The sequence below is a fragment of the Tsuneonella dongtanensis genome, assembly GCF_001698205.1.
Lineage (GTDB): Bacteria > Pseudomonadota > Alphaproteobacteria > Sphingomonadales > Sphingomonadaceae > Tsuneonella > Tsuneonella dongtanensis.
In genome coordinates, this window is record NZ_CP016591.1 from 1,437,463 (window position 1) to 1,453,257 (window position 15,795).

Annotated in this window: 15 protein-coding genes; 11 read left to right on the forward strand and 4 right to left on the reverse strand. The window is 65.9% G+C overall.

Features of this window, described 5'->3' with window-relative positions:
- The first annotated feature begins 45 nt into the window (after positions 1–45).
- The 7 genes from A6F68_RS06890 to A6F68_RS06920 all read left to right on the forward strand — a co-directional run bounded on the left by A6F68_RS06890 (position 46) and on the right by A6F68_RS06920 (position 6,842).
- Positions 46–252, forward strand: a complete 207-nt coding sequence (locus tag A6F68_RS06890) for a YnbE family lipoprotein (RefSeq protein ID WP_232308213.1) — start codon at positions 46–48, stop codon at positions 250–252.
- Positions 252–623, forward strand: coding sequence for a YdbL family probable chaperone protein (locus tag A6F68_RS06895; protein WP_232308214.1), 372 nt, complete (start codon positions 252–254; stop codon positions 621–623). The genes A6F68_RS06890 and A6F68_RS06895 overlap by 1 nt, the downstream gene beginning before the upstream one ends.
- A gap of 215 nt (positions 624–838) precedes the next feature.
- Complete coding sequence (locus A6F68_RS06900) at positions 839–2,242, forward strand: glycosyl transferase family protein (protein WP_067677757.1); 1,404 nt, start codon at positions 839–841, stop codon at positions 2,240–2,242.
- Positions 2,239–3,339 (forward strand): hypothetical protein, encoded by a 1,101-nt coding sequence (locus A6F68_RS06905; RefSeq protein WP_067677759.1) that lies wholly within the window; start codon positions 2,239–2,241, stop codon positions 3,337–3,339. The genes A6F68_RS06900 and A6F68_RS06905 overlap by 4 nt, the downstream gene beginning before the upstream one ends.
- Before the next feature lie 47 nt (positions 3,340–3,386).
- A complete protein-coding gene (locus A6F68_RS06910) occupies positions 3,387–4,301 on the forward strand; it encodes a sulfite exporter TauE/SafE family protein (RefSeq protein WP_067677762.1) in 915 nt (304 codons plus the stop codon).
- Positions 4,301–5,071, forward strand: a complete 771-nt coding sequence (locus tag A6F68_RS06915; protein ID WP_157096679.1) for a TIGR02186 family protein — start codon at positions 4,301–4,303, stop codon at positions 5,069–5,071. Before A6F68_RS06910 ends, A6F68_RS06915 begins: the two co-directional genes overlap by 1 nt.
- Before the next feature lie 82 nt (positions 5,072–5,153).
- Positions 5,154–6,842 carry an ATP-binding protein gene (locus A6F68_RS06920; protein WP_198152700.1) on the forward strand — a complete coding sequence of 563 codons (1,689 nt, stop codon included), beginning with the start codon at positions 5,154–5,156 and terminating at the stop codon, positions 6,840–6,842.
- A gap of 22 nt (positions 6,843–6,864) precedes the next feature.
- Here A6F68_RS06920 and A6F68_RS06925 read toward each other — a convergent pair whose 3' ends face one another.
- The 4 genes from A6F68_RS06925 to A6F68_RS06940 all read right to left on the reverse strand — a co-directional run bounded on the left by A6F68_RS06925 (position 6,865) and on the right by A6F68_RS06940 (position 12,037).
- Positions 6,865–7,164: a putative quinol monooxygenase gene (locus A6F68_RS06925; RefSeq protein WP_067677766.1), complete on the reverse strand. Its 300-nt coding sequence runs from the start codon at positions 7,162–7,164 to the stop codon at positions 6,865–6,867.
- Positions 7,165–7,207: 43 nt separating this feature from the next.
- Positions 7,208–7,942 carry a 7-carboxy-7-deazaguanine synthase QueE gene (locus tag A6F68_RS06930; protein WP_067677769.1) on the reverse strand — a complete coding sequence of 245 codons (735 nt, stop codon included), beginning with the start codon at positions 7,940–7,942 and terminating at the stop codon, positions 7,208–7,210.
- A gap of 150 nt (positions 7,943–8,092) precedes the next feature.
- Positions 8,093–9,211 carry an NAD(P)-dependent alcohol dehydrogenase gene (locus A6F68_RS06935; protein ID WP_067677772.1) on the reverse strand — a complete coding sequence of 373 codons (1,119 nt, stop codon included), beginning with the start codon at positions 9,209–9,211 and terminating at the stop codon, positions 8,093–8,095.
- Between the two features lie 60 nt (positions 9,212–9,271).
- The gene (locus A6F68_RS06940) at positions 9,272–12,037 is read right to left on the reverse strand and encodes a valine--tRNA ligase (RefSeq protein WP_067677775.1); all 2,766 of its coding nucleotides are present in this window, start codon (positions 12,035–12,037) and stop codon (positions 9,272–9,274) included.
- A 95-nt stretch (positions 12,038–12,132) separates the two neighbouring features.
- Between A6F68_RS06940 and A6F68_RS06945 the strand changes: the two genes are divergently transcribed.
- Genes A6F68_RS06945 through A6F68_RS06960 form a run of 4 tightly spaced genes read left to right on the forward strand, consistent with a single transcriptional unit; the run spans position 12,133 to position 15,784 of the window.
- Entirely contained in the window at positions 12,133–13,245 is a 1,113-nt protein-coding gene (locus A6F68_RS06945; RefSeq protein ID WP_067677778.1) for an MlaE family ABC transporter permease, read from the forward strand.
- Complete coding sequence (locus A6F68_RS06950) at positions 13,245–14,189, forward strand: ABC transporter ATP-binding protein (protein WP_084001745.1); 945 nt, start codon at positions 13,245–13,247, stop codon at positions 14,187–14,189. The genes A6F68_RS06945 and A6F68_RS06950 overlap by 1 nt, the downstream gene beginning before the upstream one ends.
- Before the next feature lie 8 nt (positions 14,190–14,197).
- Complete coding sequence (locus A6F68_RS06955) at positions 14,198–15,160, forward strand: MlaD family protein (RefSeq protein ID WP_067677781.1); 963 nt, start codon at positions 14,198–14,200, stop codon at positions 15,158–15,160.
- Positions 15,161–15,199: 39 nt separating this feature from the next.
- Positions 15,200–15,784 carry an ABC-type transport auxiliary lipoprotein family protein gene (locus A6F68_RS06960; protein WP_232308215.1) on the forward strand — a complete coding sequence of 195 codons (585 nt, stop codon included), beginning with the start codon at positions 15,200–15,202 and terminating at the stop codon, positions 15,782–15,784.
- The last annotated feature ends 11 nt before the right edge of the window (positions 15,785–15,795 follow it).

Genomic DNA, 15,795 nt, shown 5'->3' on the forward strand with positions numbered 1-15,795 from the left:
CATCGTGAATTGACCCGGCCTCACGGGCTTGCGACAATCTCCTCGATGACAGGGGACCCAAGGAAGAGCGGATGGGGCAGGGCGCTGCCGGCGATGATGCTGGGCGCGGCGATGCTCGGTGGGTGCGTGCAGGTAACCGCGCCCGACAAGCCGATCGTCATCGAACTCAACGTTAATATCCGGCAGGAAGTGATCTACCGGCTCGCGGCCGACGCGGGCAATACGATCGAGGAAAACGAGGACATTTTCTGATGCGCAAGATTATGATCGCCTTCGCCGCCGCGAGCATGCTCGCCGCCCCTGCGCTCGCGCAGCGCGACCCCGCGTACGACGCGGCGCGGTCCGCTGGCCAGGTGGGCGAGAAGATGGACGGCTATCTCGGGATCGTCGGGGCGAGCACTGCCGCGCTCCAGAGGATCGTCGACGACATCAACATCAAGCGGCGCGCGGTGTACGCCGACAAGGCGCGCGCGGCGAATGCCACGCTCGAGGAATACGCGCTGACCGCTGGCTGCCTCGCGATTGCCAGGACTGCGCCCGGTGAAAAATACCAGGCGCCCGATGGCAGCTGGCAGACGCGCACCAGCGCGCCGCCGATGCGCGACAGCCGCTGTCCCGCCTGACGCCCGCTAAGGGGCTGCATAGTTTCAGGCCGCCGGGGGGTCCTCGGCGGCCTTTTCTTTGCCTTGAAAGAGCCAAATAACGGCTTCTACTTCGGAGCACCTTAATTCCTCTTTAGCTGCCGATTTACTCAAAAGTCAGCACGTTATTAGTTTGACGCTAACGCCGCGGCATGACAAGTGAGGGCCGATCGCGCTAGGCAGTACGGGGGTCGCACTTGCCTGCTGGGCTACTCACGCCCGGGGAATGGCTTGTGCTCGTCGAGCACGAACTATTGCTATTCGCCGGCTTCTTCTTCCTCATCGGCGCTCTCGACGAGTTTGCTGTCGATCTCGTCTGGTTGTGGCTGCGGGTCACCGGTCGGGCGCGCACCGTGCGCCTGCCCCCTGCGGCAGGATCGCCGGCGCCGCTTTCGGGCAGCGCGGCGGTTTTCATAGCGGCCTGGCGCGAGGCCGGGGTCATCGGCGCAACCGTTCGGCACACGTTGTCTGTCTGGCCGCAGGACGACCTGCGCCTTTACATCGGCACCTATCGCAACGACCCGCTTACCGCCGAAGCAGTCATCGCTGCGGCCGACAACGATCCCAGGCTCAGGCTGGTGATCCACGATCGCGACGGCCCGAGCACCAAGGCAGACTGCCTCAACCGGATTTTCCGTGCGCTCGAAGATGACGAAGTGCGAGGCGGCGTGCCGACGCGAATGGTCGTGATTCACGATGCCGAAGACATGGTCGACCCCGCCGCGCTCGGTGTGCTCGATACGGCACTGGAGGATGTCGACCTTGCCCAGCTGCCGGTCCTGCCCGAGCCGCTCGCCCAGTCGCGCTGGATCGCTTCCCACTACTGCGAGGAATTCGCCGAGGCGCACGGCAAGGCAATGGTCGTGCGGGATGCCTTGGGCACGGGAATTCCCACCGCGGGCGTCGGCTGTGCAATCCGCCGCGGCATCCTGACGGAGCTTGCAGACCGGCGGGGTCAGGACGGGCCGTTCGCAGCCGAATGCCTTACCGAGGACTACGAACTGGGTCTCGGCGTGACAGCAATGGGCGGGCGGTCCCGCTTCCTCCGCTGCCGCAGTGCCGATGGCCGACTCGTCGCGACGCGCGCCTGCTTTCCCGCAACCATCGGCAGTGCGGTACGGCAGAAAACCCGGTGGGTTCACGGCATCGCGCTGCAATCGTGGGATCGCCTTGGATGGAGCGCGCGCCCGGCCGACATATGGATGCGCCTTCGAGACCGACGCGGACCGTTGACGGCTCTGGTGCTCGCATCGGCGTACCTGCTCCTCATCGTCGCTGCGGCAGGGTGGCTCGGGCATCGTTTCGGTCTGGCGCCGGCCGTCCAGGTGACCACGGCGGTCACCGTGCTCGTCGGGGTCAACCTGCTGAGCTTTGCCTGGCGTGCGGTGTGGCGCTTCGCCTTTACCATGCGCGAATACGGGTGGGTCGAGGGTGTGCGCGCAGTGCTGCGCATCCCCGTGGCAAATGTCATCGCCATACTCGCCGGAAGGCGAGCCCTGTTCGATTACCTTGCGGTGCTGCGAGGGTCGGCGGTGCGCTGGGAGAAGACCTGCCATATCGTCCACCCGGCATTGCGTCGTGAGGCGAGGGTCGGAGCGTGAGCTATGGGATCACGCCTCAGCGCCGCCGGGGCCAGCCGCTTGCCATGCTCGCCGTTCTGTTCGCAGCGTGGATCGGTGCGCGGGCGGCATTCTGGCAAGCCCCGGACGCGATCGACCCGGCGAGACCGGAAGCGCGAACCTTCGCACACGTCAAAAAGACAGCGGCTCCGCTGACCGAGGCCATACGAAGCGGGCCATCAGCCGAAGGCACCGACGATCGCCCCGCGGCCGACAATCCAGGTCTCCCGGCAGGTCGAGGCGCTCGTCCGGTGCGCGTCGGGGATAGTGTCAACCGGGCACAAGACTGGACGGCACCGACGGCGATCGTGAGGATCGATGTCAACGACGATCCGCCTCCCCGCTCACCCGGCGGATTTCCTATCCAAGTCGCGTCAGGCGGAAGCTCGCCCTCGGCCCCAGCCGACCGTCGCGCGACCGGGCGGCGGTGGCGGGTCGACGGGTGGTACGCCTGGCGATCCGGGGGTAGCCGCACGGGCCTGGCGAATGGGAGACCCGCCGCGGCGGCCTATGGCGGCACGCAGGGCGGTCTGGTCGCCCGCCGGTCTCTCGCATCGCGCAGTGGCGGATTGGATGCCTACCTCCGGATGACCCATGCTCCCGAAGGGATAGCGCAAAGCGATTTTGCCGTCGGTTTGGGCGCAAGGCCGCTTGCGCGGATACCCGTGCGGCTGCAGGCCGAAGCGCGGGCTACGCGCGCCGGAGGCAGGACCGAGCTTCGTCCGGCTGCTGCGCTGGTTACCGAGCTGGCACCCTTGGCGCTTCCCTTCGAGACCAAGGTCGAAACCTACGTGCAGGCCGGATGGGTAGGCGGCGATTTCGCAACCGGCTTCGTCGATGGGCAGGCCCGGCTGGATCGTGCGATCGTGCAGCTCGGTGCTGCGGAGGTCCGCATGGGCGCGGGCGTCTGGGGCGGGGCGCAGAGACTGGCCAGTCGGCTCGACGTCGGGCCCGGATTGACGCTCGACATGCGCGAATCCGGGGTGCCTGCCCGGATATCGATCGATTACCGCTTCCAGGTCGCGGGCACGGCGCGCCCGGGTGATGGACTCGCACTCACGCTTTCGACCGGATTCTAGGGCTCGCCGCCTTTCGCTGCTTAACGCACTCGCGTAAGCGGACGGCGATGGACGTCTACCTTCCGATTGCGAACCTGTCGGTCAACGGACTGTTCATCGTCGCGCTTGGCGCGCTGACCGGGGTGCTTTCGGGCCTTTTCGGGGTCGGCGGAGGGTTCCTGACGACACCGCTGCTCATCTTCTACGGCATTCCTCCGACCGTGGCCGCTGCGTCGGCTTCGACGCAGGTCACCGGGGCGAGCGTTTCGGGCGTCCTGGCCCACAATCGGCGTGGAGGGGTCGACTATCGCATGGGCCTCGTGACGGTTGCGGGTGGCGCGATCGGCAGCGGTATCGGCGCGCTGTTGTTCCGTTTCTTCCAGTCGCTCGGGCAGATCGATACCGTCATCTCGATACTCTACGTGGTCATGCTCGGCACGATCGGTACGCTCATGGCGCGCGAGGCATGGACCGCGATCCGGGCCAGCAAGACCGGAGAGCGTCCGGTTGTCGCCAAGAGACGCCACCACCCCCTGGTGGCATCCCTGCCGATGCGCTGGCGGTTCTATCGCTCGGGGCTGTACATTTCGCCGCTCGCGCCGCTGATCCTCGGCGTGGCGGTGGGCATCCTGACGATGCTGATGGGCGTTGGCGGCGGCTTCATCCTGGTGCCGGCGATGCTCTACATCCTCGGCATGAGCGCGGGCGTCGTCGTCGGCACGAGCCTCTTCAACATCCTGTTCGTGACGATGGTCACCACGATGATGCACGCGCTGACCACCAAGGCAGTCGACATCGTGCTCGCCGGGCTTTTGCTGCTCGGATCCGTTTCGGGAGCGCAGATCGGCTCCCAGCTCGCGCAGAAGGCGCGTCCCGAAGCGCTGCGGCTGGTGCTGGCTGCGATCGTCCTTCTGGTGGCATTGCGGATGCTGTTCGGACTGGGTGTACGGCCCGACGAGATCTACACGGTCAGCCCGTTGTGATGCGACTGCTCGCCCTTGTCGCGCTCCTGCTGGCATTCCTGCCTGCATCGTCTGCCTGGGCGCAGCGCGATCCGATACTGGTGCCCGAGGTCAGCCAGCACGAAGTGCGCGTACGGCAGGGATTCACCGGCACGGAGCTGCTGCTCTTCGGGGCGATCCTCGACCCCGCGGGCACGCGCTCGGCGCGCGGCTACGATGTCGTCGTCGTGCTCAAGGGACCGTCGCAACCGATCCGCCTTCGCGAGAAGGACAAGGTCGGCGGGGTCTGGATCAATGCGTCGAGCACCGATTTCCGGTCTGCGCCTTCCTACTTCGCGGTCGCCTCGTCGAAGCCGATCGAAGAGATCGTCGACGAAAAGACCGCCGCGATCTACGAATTCGGTACGCAGTTCATCCAGCTTTCGCCCACCGGCGTTATCGATCCCGAAGAGCAGGCACGTTTTTCGGCCGGGCTCGTCGACCTGAAGCGGCGGCAGGGGCTCTACAAGGAGAACATGCGCGGCGTCACGATCAGCGAAGGCGTTCTGTACCAGGCCCGCATCTCGCTGCCTTCGAACGTGACGACGGGGACCTACACCGCAGAGACCTTTGCCGTCACCGGCGGGCGCGTCGTGTCGTCCGCCATCGCCGAAGTGCAGGTGCGCAAGGTGGGATTCGAACGGCTGGTCGAAATCTTCGCGCAGGAAAACTCGTTCATCTACGGCCTGCTTGCGGTCGCACTGTCGGTCAGCATGGGCTGGATCGCCGGGCGCCTGTTCGCGCTGATCTGACGCCCGCAACCCATAACGTTGACCCGATCTTAACCGCGCCAAGGCATTGTCCGCGCGGGCAATTGAACGGGATCTTCGCGCAATGGGCGATATGGACAAGCAGGGTTTCCAGGATTTCCAGCCGGTCGAGGCTGGCGACGGAGGGGCACAAGCGAAGGCGCCAAGCGGCGACAACGCTTCCCAGCCGATCGGCGTGATCCTGGAGATTGCCGGCTCGGGATCGCAGATCGCGCTCGACCTTGAGCGCCTGAACGAGTGCATGGAGGACGAAGACCCCTCGGTCGCGCTCGCCGGCCAGGTGGGCAGCCAGGTCAAAATCCGCGTCGGTAACACGTGGCTTCTCGCCAGCGTGCGCAACCAGCGGCAGGACCGGCGCGGCGGCGGGGTTCTCGCGAACATCGACTTCCTGGGCGAGGGCAACGAAGAGAAGCTCACGGGCCGTATCAACAGCTTCCGCCGCGGCGTCACCCGCTACCCGGTGCCCGGCGCGCTGATCTATCCCGCGACCACCGCCGACCTCAGGCAGATCTACGCCAGCGACGGCCGCTCCAACATCCAGATCGGTACGGTCTATCCGACCAAGGACATCCGCGCCGGCCTCTATGTCGATGCCATGCTCGGCAAGCACTTTGCGCTGCTCGGATCGACGGGTACCGGCAAGTCGACCAGCGCGGCCCTGATCCTGCACCGCATCTGCGATGCCGCGCCCGACGGCCACATCGTGATGATCGACCCGCACGGCGAATATTCGGCGGCTTTCCGGAACACCGGCCTCATCCTCGACGTCAGCAACCTGCAGATGCCGTACTGGCTGATGAACTTCGAGGAGCACTGCGAAGTGCTGCTCACCACCAACGGCAACGACCGGCAGATCGACGCCGACATTCTCGCCAAGTGCCTGCTGAAAGCGCGGACCAAGAACCGCCTCGCCGAAACGATGGGCAAGCTTACCGTGGATTCGCCGGTGCCCTACCTCCTCTCGGACCTCTCCAACGAGATCCAGAACGAGATGGGCAAGCTCGACAAGGCGACCAACACCGCGCCGTACCAGCGCATCAAGACCAAGCTGGAGGAACTGAAGAGCGATCCGCGCTACCAGTTCATGTTCTCCGGCATGCTGGTCGGCGACACGATGGCCGAGTTCCTTGGCAAAATCTTCCGCATGCCCTCGAGCGGCAAGCCGATCGCGATCGTCGACGTGTCGGGCGTGCCGTCGGACATCACTTCGACCGTGGTCGCGGTGCTCAGCCGCCTGGTGTTCGACTTCGCGATCTGGGGCCGCGAGGAAAAGACCCGGCCGGTGCTGCTCGTCTGTGAAGAGGCGCACCGCTACGTTCCCAGCGAGAAGAACGCGGACGGCTCGTCGGTCGGCAAGATCCTCAGCCGCATCGCCAAGGAAGGCCGTAAATACGGCATCTCGCTCGGCCTCATCACCCAGCGTCCGTCGGACCTTGCCGAAGGCGTACTGTCGCAGTGCGGCACGATCATCTCGATGCGTCTCAACAACGACCGCGACCAGGCGTTCGTGAAGGCCGCGATGCCCGAAGGCGCGCGCGGCTTCCTCGATTCGATCCCGGCGCTGCGCAACCGCGAATGCATCATCTGCGGCGAGGGTGTCGCGATTCCCATTCGCGTCAGCTTCGACAACCTCGAGGAACAGAAGCGTCCGGCCTCGGAAGACCCGAGCTTCATCGAACTCTGGCGCGAGCACGGCGGCGAGGAGGAGCGGGTTCACCGCATCGTCCAGCGCTGGCGCGCGCAGGGCAGGTAGCCCGGCGCCCTGGAGCGACCGGCTAGATGTCGGTTGCCTTCAGCCTGCTGATCTTGAGCGCCGCCGCGCCGTCTTCGAGCAGCGGGTCGAGCATCGCCCCGAGACCGGTTTCCATGCGCCAGGCGATGTACTTGTCGTAGTGGGCGAAGCTGTCCCACTTTTCGATCAGCACGAAGGTATTGCGCTCCTCGTCGTAGAACACCTTGATGTCGCGGCACCCGTCGAAGGCGCGGGTGTCGGGCAGGGCGCTTCGCAAGGTCGCCTCGAACTCGTCGCGCTTGCCGGCCTTGACCGGGAATTCGGCGATGACTCGGTCTCTCATGGTGTCTCTCCCAGAAAGCGGCCCGCACCGGCCATAGCACGTTTCACGTCCCGCGCGTGTCCCCGTAGAGATGGATGTGGAGCCGGTCCGAAAGGCGGTAGCCGTGCTCGACGCAGAGCGGGGCGAGCCACTGCTCGCGGGCGCGCAACGTGGCGCTGTCGGTGCCTTCGGGCATCAGGAACACGCGGTATGCCGGAATGTGGTGAACGTCACACAGAGCGCGGACCTCGGCGACATCTTCGGGCGCGGCGATCACGAACTTGAACCACGCCCGCGTGTCGGCGGCCCAGGCGGCGAGGCGTTCGGGCGGCAGGGCCAGGTCCGCCGGATTCCCGCTGTGCGCAAGCTTGGGGCTGACGGTGTACTGCTCGACGAAGGCGTCGAACTTTGCGGAGGGCTCCACGGTGCCGTTGGTTTCGACCTCGATCGCGTGGTCGGGCAGCAGCAGCGCCATTTCGGCAAGGGCGGCGGCCTGAAGCAGGGGTTCCCCGCCGGTGATGACGAGGCGGCGCGGCGCCAGCCGGTCGATCGCGCGTGCGGCCTCGAGCGGGCTGAGCGAGACCTGGTTCGCCTTGCGATCGTAGGCCACGCCGTCGCGGTGCGGCCGGTTGTCGCCCGCGAAGCGCCAAGTGTAGGCGGTGTCGCACCAGACGCAGGCGAGATTGCAGCGCGAAAGGCGGATGAAGCTGCACGGCTTGCCCGCCGAGGGCCCTTCGCCCTGCAGCGAGGCGAAAATCTCGGGCCCGCCCGTATCGTCGGTGGCGAGAACGAGGTTCATCGATTGACCCCGGACATGTCACACCTGTCACACAGTCCAGGGGACAAAGTCAGGCGCGTCCCGTTCGCGTAAGGGGCTTCTAGCAAATGGGGCGCGGAGAATTCCATCGCCGCGCCCCATGGCAGATTCGTTGCGAGTAGGAAAACGCTCTCAGCGACCGACCACCGCGCCCCGCTCGGGCGGATCCAGCTCCTTCGCCCCATCGACCGCTTCCGCATCCCCGCGCAGGCTTTCCATGTCGATCACGTGGCGGAAGCGAACGTCTTCCTTCTGCATCCGTTTGAAGGCGTCGTTGATCCCGTCCATCGGGATGATCTCGATTTCCGGCCGGATGTCGTGCTTGGCGCACAGTTCGAGAACTTCCTGCGTGTCGGCGATGCCCCCTATCAGCGAACCGGTAATCCCCACGTGGTTCATGATCATCGCGCCGCTATCGATCTTGTCGAAGCCGATAAGGTTGCCGACGACGGCAATCTGCCCCTTTGCCGCAACCAGCGCGACGTACGGGTTGATGTCATGTTCGTAGGGGATCGTGTCGACGATGAGGTCGATGCTCGCCTTGGCGTTTTCGAGCGCCTTTTCATCGCTCATGTCGATGACTTCATCCGCTCCGAGAGCCATGATCGCCTGCTTCTTTTCCGGGCTGGTGGTCAGTGCCACCACCTTGGCGCCCAGCGCTTTGCCGATCTGAACGGCCATGTGGCCAAGGCCCCCGATCCCGGCCACGCCCAGCGTCTGGCCCTTCTTGAGGCCGAAATACTTCATCGGCTGGTAGGTCGTGATGCCTGCGCACAGTATCGGCCCCGCCTTTTCGGTCTCGATCTTGTCCGGAATGGTGAGCGCGAATTCCTCGCGCACGACGATGCCGGTCGAATAGCCGCCGTAGGTGTTGGTGCCGTCGGGCTCCTTGGGCCCGTTGTAGGTCAGCGTCGCGCTCTTGGGGCCGGTGCAGTACTGCTCGTGGCCCATCTTGCACTGTTCGCATTCCTGGCACGAGTTGACCATGCAGCCGACGCCCGCACGATCACCCACCTTGAACTTCTTCACGCCATCGCCGACCGCGGTGACCGTGCCCACGATCTCGTGCCCCGGCACGCAGGGCCATACGGTGTTGTCCCAGTCGTCGCGCGCCTGGTGAAGGTCGGAGTGGCAAACCCCGCAATGGCTGATCTCGATTTCGATTTCGCCCGCGCGGGCGGGGGTACGGGTAAACTTGACCGGCTTCAGCGTGGCGCTGGCCTTTTCGGTGCCGTAGGCGAGGACGTCCATGGATGCTCCTGAAGGTAAAGGGTTCTTATTCCGAACCTCCAGGAGCGAATTTGGTTGCAGCTATCCCAATCGAGCCAGCGCGGCCTTGAGGCGTTCGGCCTCGGCGGCGTGGTGGGCGTGGTCGGCGCGAGCCTTTTCGACCGCTTCGGGCTTGGCCTTTTCGACGAAGGCGGCGTTCGACAGGCGACCGGCGAGGCTGGCGGCTTCCTTTTCCGAAAGCGCCAGCGCCTTGGTCAGCCGTGCCTTCTCGGCCTCGATGTCGATCAGGCCTTCGAGCGGGATGACCAGCGCATCGCTGCCTGCGCCCACCTGCATTGCCGCGCCGTCGGGGGCGGGGCTGGTGTGGACCGCGGTCAGCCGTGCGACGCGCTCGATCGCGGCGGCGTTGCCCGAGAGAACCCTGCTCGCGGTGTCCGACGGGGTCGCCAGCCACGCCTCAAGCTTCGCACCGGGGGCGAGGCCGAGTTCGTTCTTGGCGGTACGCAGCGAGCGGGTGAGGTCGATCAGCCATTCGACCTCGGCCTTCGCAGTCGCATCGGCGCTTGCATTCGGCTCGGGCCACTTGGCGACGATCAGCTCGTAGGGGCGCTTGCCTTGCGCGTGCCACAGCTCCTCGGTGATGAACGGCATGAAGGGGTGGAGCATGACGAGGATCTGGTCGAGCACCCAGCCGGCGACCGCCTTGGTTTCCTCGTCGATCTGCCCCTTGATGAGCTCGAGGTACCAGTCGCAGAACGTGTCCCACGCGAAACGGTAGATCGCGTTCGCCGCCGCGTCGAAGCGCAGGTCCGCCATCGCCTTGTCGATCTGACCGAGGGTGTCGACCACCTCGCCGACGATCCACTTGTTGACCGCGTGGGTCGTTTCGGGCGCGTGCAGCGTCTGCGATGCGCCGATGCCGTTGGCCTGGCAAAAGCGGGTCGCGTTCCACAGCTTGGTGGCGAAGTTGCGGTATCCCTCGACCCGGCTCTCGTCCATTTTCACGTCGCGGCCCTGGCTCTCCATGGCGCACATGAAGAAGCGCAGCGCATCGGCGCCGAACCGGTCGATCAGGCCCAGCGGGTCGACGACGTTGCCCTTGGACTTGGACATCTTCTGCCCGTCCGCCGCGCGCACCAAGCCGTGGAGATACAGCCGCTTCCACGGCACTTCTCCCATGAAGTGCATCCCCTGCATCGCCATTCGCGCGTCCCAGAAGAACAGGATGTCGAAGCCGGAAATCAGCAGGTCGTTGGGGTAGTGGCGCTGGAGTAGCTCGGTCTGTTCGGGCCAGCCGAGCGTGGCGAAGGGCCACAGCGCGGACGAGAACCACGTGTCGAGCACGTCCTCGTCGCGGGTCAGCGCCACGCCCTCGCCGGCGAGCGCCTGCGCGGCCTCTTCGGTCTCGGCAACGTAGACCTTGCCATCGGCATCGTACCACGCCGGTATCCGGTGGCCCCACCACAGCTGGCGGCTGACGCACCACGGCTGGATGTTTTCCATCCAGTTGAAGAATGTCTTTTCCCAGCTCTTCGGGACGATCTCGATCCGGCCGTCCTTCACCGCCTGGATCGGGCCTTGCGCAAGCGTTTGCGCATCGACGTACCACTGGTCGGTCAGCATCGGTTCGATCACCACGCCGCCGCGGTCGCCGAAGGGCTGCATGATCGGCTTGTCCTCGACCATGACCATCAGGCCCTCGGCGTCGATGTCGGCGACCACGCGCTCGCGCGCGGCGTAACGGTCGAGACCGCGGTATTCGTCGGGCACGAGGTTGAGCGCGTCGATCTCCTTGGCGTCAAACTGCGCTCCTTGCGCGATCTCGCGGGCGCGGGCAGCCGCCTCGGCATAGGGTGCGCCGTCGGTCCGCATCGCCGCGACCTCGTCCATCAGGCGGTACATCGGGATGCCGTTGCGCTGCGCGACGCCGTAGTCGTTCTCGTCGTGCGCGCCGGTGATCTTCACCGCGCCCGAACCGAAGTCGGGATCGGGATAGTCGTCGACGATGATCGGGATCAGGCGGCGGTGCTCCTTGGGCCCCACCGGAATTTCGCACAGCTTGCCGACGATCGGCTGATAGCGCGCGTCGGACGGGTGCACCGCCACCGCGCCATCGCCCAGCATCGTTTCGGGCCGCGTGGTGGCGATCGAGATGTAGTCGCGCTCTTCCTCGAGCGTCACGTTCCCGTCCGCGTCACGCTCGACATAGGTGTAGGTCTCGCCGCCCGCGAGCGGATACTTGAAGTGCCACATGTGGCCGGGCACCTCGCGGTTCTCCACCTCGAGGTCGGAGATCGCGGTCTTGAGCGCAGGGTCCCAGTTTACCAGTCGCTTGTCGCGGTAGAGCAGGCCCTGGTTGTAGAGATCGACGAAGACCTTGGTCACCGCCGCGCTGAAGTGCGGGTCCATCGTGAACTGCTCGCGGCTCCAGTCCATCGAGCAGCCGAGGCGGCGGAGCTGGCGGGTGATCGTGCCGCCGCTCTCGGCCTTCCACTCCCACACCTTGGCCACGAATTCGTCGCGCGAATAGTTGGTGCGCTTGTCCTGGCGCTCCATCATCTGGCGCTCGACGACCATCTGCGTGGCGATGCCCGCATGGTCGGTGCCGACCACCCACAACGCATCACGCCCACGCATCCGTTCGTACCGGATCACCACGTCCTGCAGCGTGTTGTCGAGCGCGTGCCCGATGTGGAGGCTGCCCGTCACGTTGGGCGGGGGGTTGACGATGGTGAACGGCTGTGCGTCGGGGCGATCGGGCCGGAACAGGCCGTTCGTTTCCCAATGGCGGTACCAGCGCGTCTCGATCGCGCTCGGGTCGAAAGTCTTGTCGAGTTCGCTCGTCATAGGGGTGGCGCCATGCCAGCGCGCTTTCGCAGGTGCAACACCGCTTCACGCATGCGCTTGTCGCATCGGCTTTTTCGCCCCATACGCGCTCGGCAATGAGCGACGGGGCAGACTTCGCAATCGAGGATGGGCAAGGGGGGCGCCGGCTGGTGCTCTCGGGCAATTACCTCGTCTCCACGATCGGCGCGGCCGACCAGGACCTGCGCGCGATCGACGGGCCGCTGGCGGAAATCGACATCAGCGACGTGCGCGAGATCGACACCGTGGGCGCGTGGGTGGCGCTGAGCCTTTCACGCACGACCGGCGGCCAGATCGTCGGTGCCAGCAACCGGGCCGAGCGGCTGATCAAGGCGCTGGAGGACATCAAGGCGGGCGATGGGGACCTGCGCCCGACGCGCGCGGAGATGCTGACCCGCGTGTTCGCCGCGACCGGTGAGCAGGTCGGCAAGGCGCAGCGCGGCACCATGAGCGCGATCGGGTTCCTCGGCCAGTTCATCCTCGCGGTCGGCTCGGTCATCCGCCATCCGCGCCGTTTCCGGATGAAGGCCTTCGTCCGCCAGCTTGAGCTTGTCGGCGTTTCGGCGCTGGGGATCATCGGGCTGATGAGCTTTCTCATCGGTATCGTCATTGCGCAGCAGGGCGCCGTCCAGCTCGCGCAGTTCGGCGCGGAGACGCTGACGGTGAACCTGGTCGGTCGGATCACCCTGCGCGAGCTTGGCGTGCTGATGACCGCGATCATGGTGGCCGGGCGCTCCGGCTCTGCGTTCGCGGCGCAGATCGGCACGATGAAGCTGACCGAGGAAGTCGACGCGATGCGCACGATCGGCATCTCGCCGATGGAGGCGCTGGTCATTCCGCGCGTGCTCGCGGTCACCTTCATGATGATCCTGCTCGGGTTTTATTCGGCGGTCATGGCGATCATCGGCGGCGCCTTCGTCAGCGACCTGACGCTGGGCATCCCGTTCATGTCGTTCCTCAGCCGGGTGAAGGACGTCGTGCCGCTTTACGACCTTTACGTCGGCCTGGTGAAGGCGCCCGTCTTCGGCCTCATCGTGGGCATGACCGGGTGCTACCAGGGGATGCAGGTGGCTGGGAATTCGGAGGACGTCGGCCTCAAGACCACCAAGGCGGTCGTCGTCGCGATCTTTGCCGTGATCGTGCTCGACGCGTTCTTCGCGGTGTTCTTCACCAACGTGGGCTGGGCGTGATGGCCGACGAAGTGGAAGATCCCGGCGTCGATCCCGTCGCGGTGGAGGAATACGGCGACCCCGACGTCAACCGCAAGTTCGAGCGGTTCCGTGGGAAGCATCCCATCGTCGTGCGCGGGCTCAAGAACGCCTTCGGCGAACAGGTCGTCCACGAAGACCTCGATCTCGAGGTCAAGCGGGGCGAGATCATCGGCGTCGTGGGCGGTTCGGGCACCGGCAAGTCGGTCCTGATGCGCTCGATCATCGGGCTGCAGACTCCCGATGAAGGCGATATCGAGGTCTTCGGCCGCTCGATCACGCGCGGCGATCCCGAGGACGTCGTCGGCGTGCGCAACCGGTGGGGCGTGCTGTTCCAGGGCGGCGCGCTGTTCTCGACGCTCACGGTGGGTGAGAACGTCGAGGTGCCGCTGAAGCAGTTCTACCCGGACATCGAGCCGGGGCTGATGCACGAGATCGCGCGCTACAAGATCATGCTGTCGGGCCTGCCGGAGGAGGCGGTTGCGAAGTACCCCAGCGAGCTGTCGGGCGGCATGAAGAAGCGCGCCGGCCTCGCCCGCGCGCTCGCGCTCGACCCCGAACTCCTGTTCCTCGACGAGCCCACCGCCGGCCTCGACCCGATCGGCGCGGCCGCGTTCGATAACCTCACCAAGGAACTGCAGGCGACGCTGGGCCTCACGGTGTTCCTGATCACCCACGACCTCGATACGCTGCACGAGATCTGCGACCGGGTGGCGGTCATCGCCGACCGCAAGGTCATCGCGGTCGACACGGTGCCGAACCTGATGAAGCTCGATCACCCGTGGATCCAGGAATACTTCAACGGGCCGCGCGGACGCGCCGCGCTGACCGCCCAGGCACTCGACGAACTGCGCCGCCACATGGATCAGCCGGTCGCGCTCAATGCTATCAAAGCGTTGGACAAGTCGAACGATAGGAAGGCATAGCGAGACCGATGGAGACACGGGCCAATCATGTCTGGGTAGGGGTGGTAACCCTGATCCTGCTCGGTGCGCTGGCGCTGTTCTTCGTCTGGCTCGCCGGGCTGAACAAGGGCGAGCAGAACGAATACGACATCTTCTTCAAGCAGTCGGTCGCCGGCCTTGCCAAGGGTTCGGAGGTCAGCTTCGCGGGCGTCCCGTCCGGCCAGGTGAGCGAAATCCAGCTGTGGGAGAAGGACCCGGAATTCGTCCGCGTGCGGGTCAAGGTGGACGAGGCGACGCCGATCCTCGTCGGAACCACCGCGACGATCCAGGGCAGTTTCACCGGGGTCTCTACGATCCTCCTCGATGGCGCCCGCCGCGGCGCGCCGCCGCTGACCTGCGAGGGCGAGGGCGTCGGCAAGACCGCATGTCCTGAAGGACGTCCGGTCATCCCGACCAAGCCTGGCGGGCTGGGCGAACTGCTCGCCAACGCCCCGCTGCTGCTCGAGCGGCTGGCGACGCTGACCGAGCGGCTGACGCAGACGTTGTCGGACGAGAACCAGGCCTCGATCAGGGGCATTCTCGCCAATACCAATCGCATGACCGGCGATCTCGCGCAGGCGACCCCGCAGGTCGAGCGCACGCTCGCCGAACTGCAGGTGACCCTGCGCGAGGCGAGCGAGGCGCTGAACCAGTTCGAGACCGTTCTTGGCTCGACCGACAAGCTGCTCAACCAGGAGGGGCAGAGCCTCGCCGCGCAGATGCGCGATACGCTCAAGTCCGCCGACAGCGCGGCGAAATCGCTCTCGGCCACGCTCAACGATGCGCGTCCCGCCGCGCGCCAGCTCAGCGAAAGCACGCTGCCCGCCGCCGAGGCGACCTTGCGCGACCTGCGCGAGACCAGCCGTGCGCTGCGCGCAGTGACCGAGAAAATCGAAACCCAGGGTGCAGGCGGCCTGATCGGCGGCCAGAAGCTGCCCGACTACAAGCCCTGACGAACTGGCCTGAATGAGTTGGCCGAAATGAGGCATACGATGACCATGACCCGGATCGCGCTGGCCTCGGCCTCCGTCCTGCTGCTGGCGGGCTGCATCAGCTTCGGCGCCAAGCCGCCTGAAAGCCTGCTCAGCCTGACCCCGGCCTCCACGGTTTCGGCCGGCACCGCCATCAACGGCGACGTCGCGAACGCCATCCAGATCGTCGAACCGTCCGCGCCCGCGAAGCTTTCGGTCAACCGCGTTCCGGTGCAGATCGACGATACGCAGGTTGCCTACGTCGAGGATGCCGTGTGGGTCGACAAGCCAACCCGCCTGTTCCGCAAGCTGCTCGGCGAGACGATCCGTGCCAAGACCGGCCGGCTGGTGATCGATTACGACGATCCCGCGCTCACGCCGAAGAACCAGCTGCGCGGCACCCTGATCGACTTCGGCTACGACGCCCGTTCGTCGAGCGTGGTGGTCACGTTCGACGCGGTCCGCGACGTCAACGGTACGCAAGTGATGACGCGGCGCTTTTCGGCGACCGTTCCGGGCGTGACGCCCGAGGCCACTCCCGTCGGTTTCGCGCTCAACCAGGCGGCGAACGACGTCGCCGGGCAAGTGGCCGATTGGGTGGGGTGAACATCGCCGCT

Excerpts from the sequence above, each read along its gene's own strand:
- A6F68_RS06940 (WP_067677775.1), bottom strand. The coding sequence starts at position 12,037 with ATGACGAGCGAACTCGACAAGACTTTCGACCCGAGCGCGATCGAGACG.
- A6F68_RS06930 (WP_067677769.1), bottom strand. The coding sequence starts at position 7,942 with ATGAACCTCGTTCTCGCCACCGACGATACGGGCGGGCCCGAGATTTTC.
- A6F68_RS06890 (WP_232308213.1), top strand. The coding sequence starts at position 46 with ATGACAGGGGACCCAAGGAAGAGCGGATGGGGCAGGGCGCTGCCGGCG.
- A6F68_RS06895 (WP_232308214.1), top strand. The coding sequence starts at position 252 with ATGCGCAAGATTATGATCGCCTTCGCCGCCGCGAGCATGCTCGCCGCC.
- A6F68_RS06955 (WP_067677781.1), top strand. The coding sequence starts at position 14,198 with ATGGAGACACGGGCCAATCATGTCTGGGTAGGGGTGGTAACCCTGATC.
- A6F68_RS06945 (WP_067677778.1), top strand. The coding sequence starts at position 12,133 with ATGAGCGACGGGGCAGACTTCGCAATCGAGGATGGGCAAGGGGGGCGC.
- A6F68_RS06915 (WP_157096679.1), top strand. The coding sequence starts at position 4,301 with ATGCGACTGCTCGCCCTTGTCGCGCTCCTGCTGGCATTCCTGCCTGCA.
- A6F68_RS06920 (WP_198152700.1), top strand. The coding sequence starts at position 5,154 with ATGGGCGATATGGACAAGCAGGGTTTCCAGGATTTCCAGCCGGTCGAG.
- A6F68_RS06925 (WP_067677766.1), bottom strand. The coding sequence starts at position 7,164 with ATGAGAGACCGAGTCATCGCCGAATTCCCGGTCAAGGCCGGCAAGCGC.
- A6F68_RS06910 (WP_067677762.1), top strand. The coding sequence starts at position 3,387 with ATGGACGTCTACCTTCCGATTGCGAACCTGTCGGTCAACGGACTGTTC.
- A6F68_RS06960 (WP_232308215.1), top strand. The coding sequence starts at position 15,200 with ATGACCATGACCCGGATCGCGCTGGCCTCGGCCTCCGTCCTGCTGCTG.
- A6F68_RS06935 (WP_067677772.1), bottom strand. The coding sequence starts at position 9,211 with ATGGACGTCCTCGCCTACGGCACCGAAAAGGCCAGCGCCACGCTGAAG.
- A6F68_RS06950 (WP_084001745.1), top strand. The coding sequence starts at position 13,245 with ATGGCCGACGAAGTGGAAGATCCCGGCGTCGATCCCGTCGCGGTGGAG.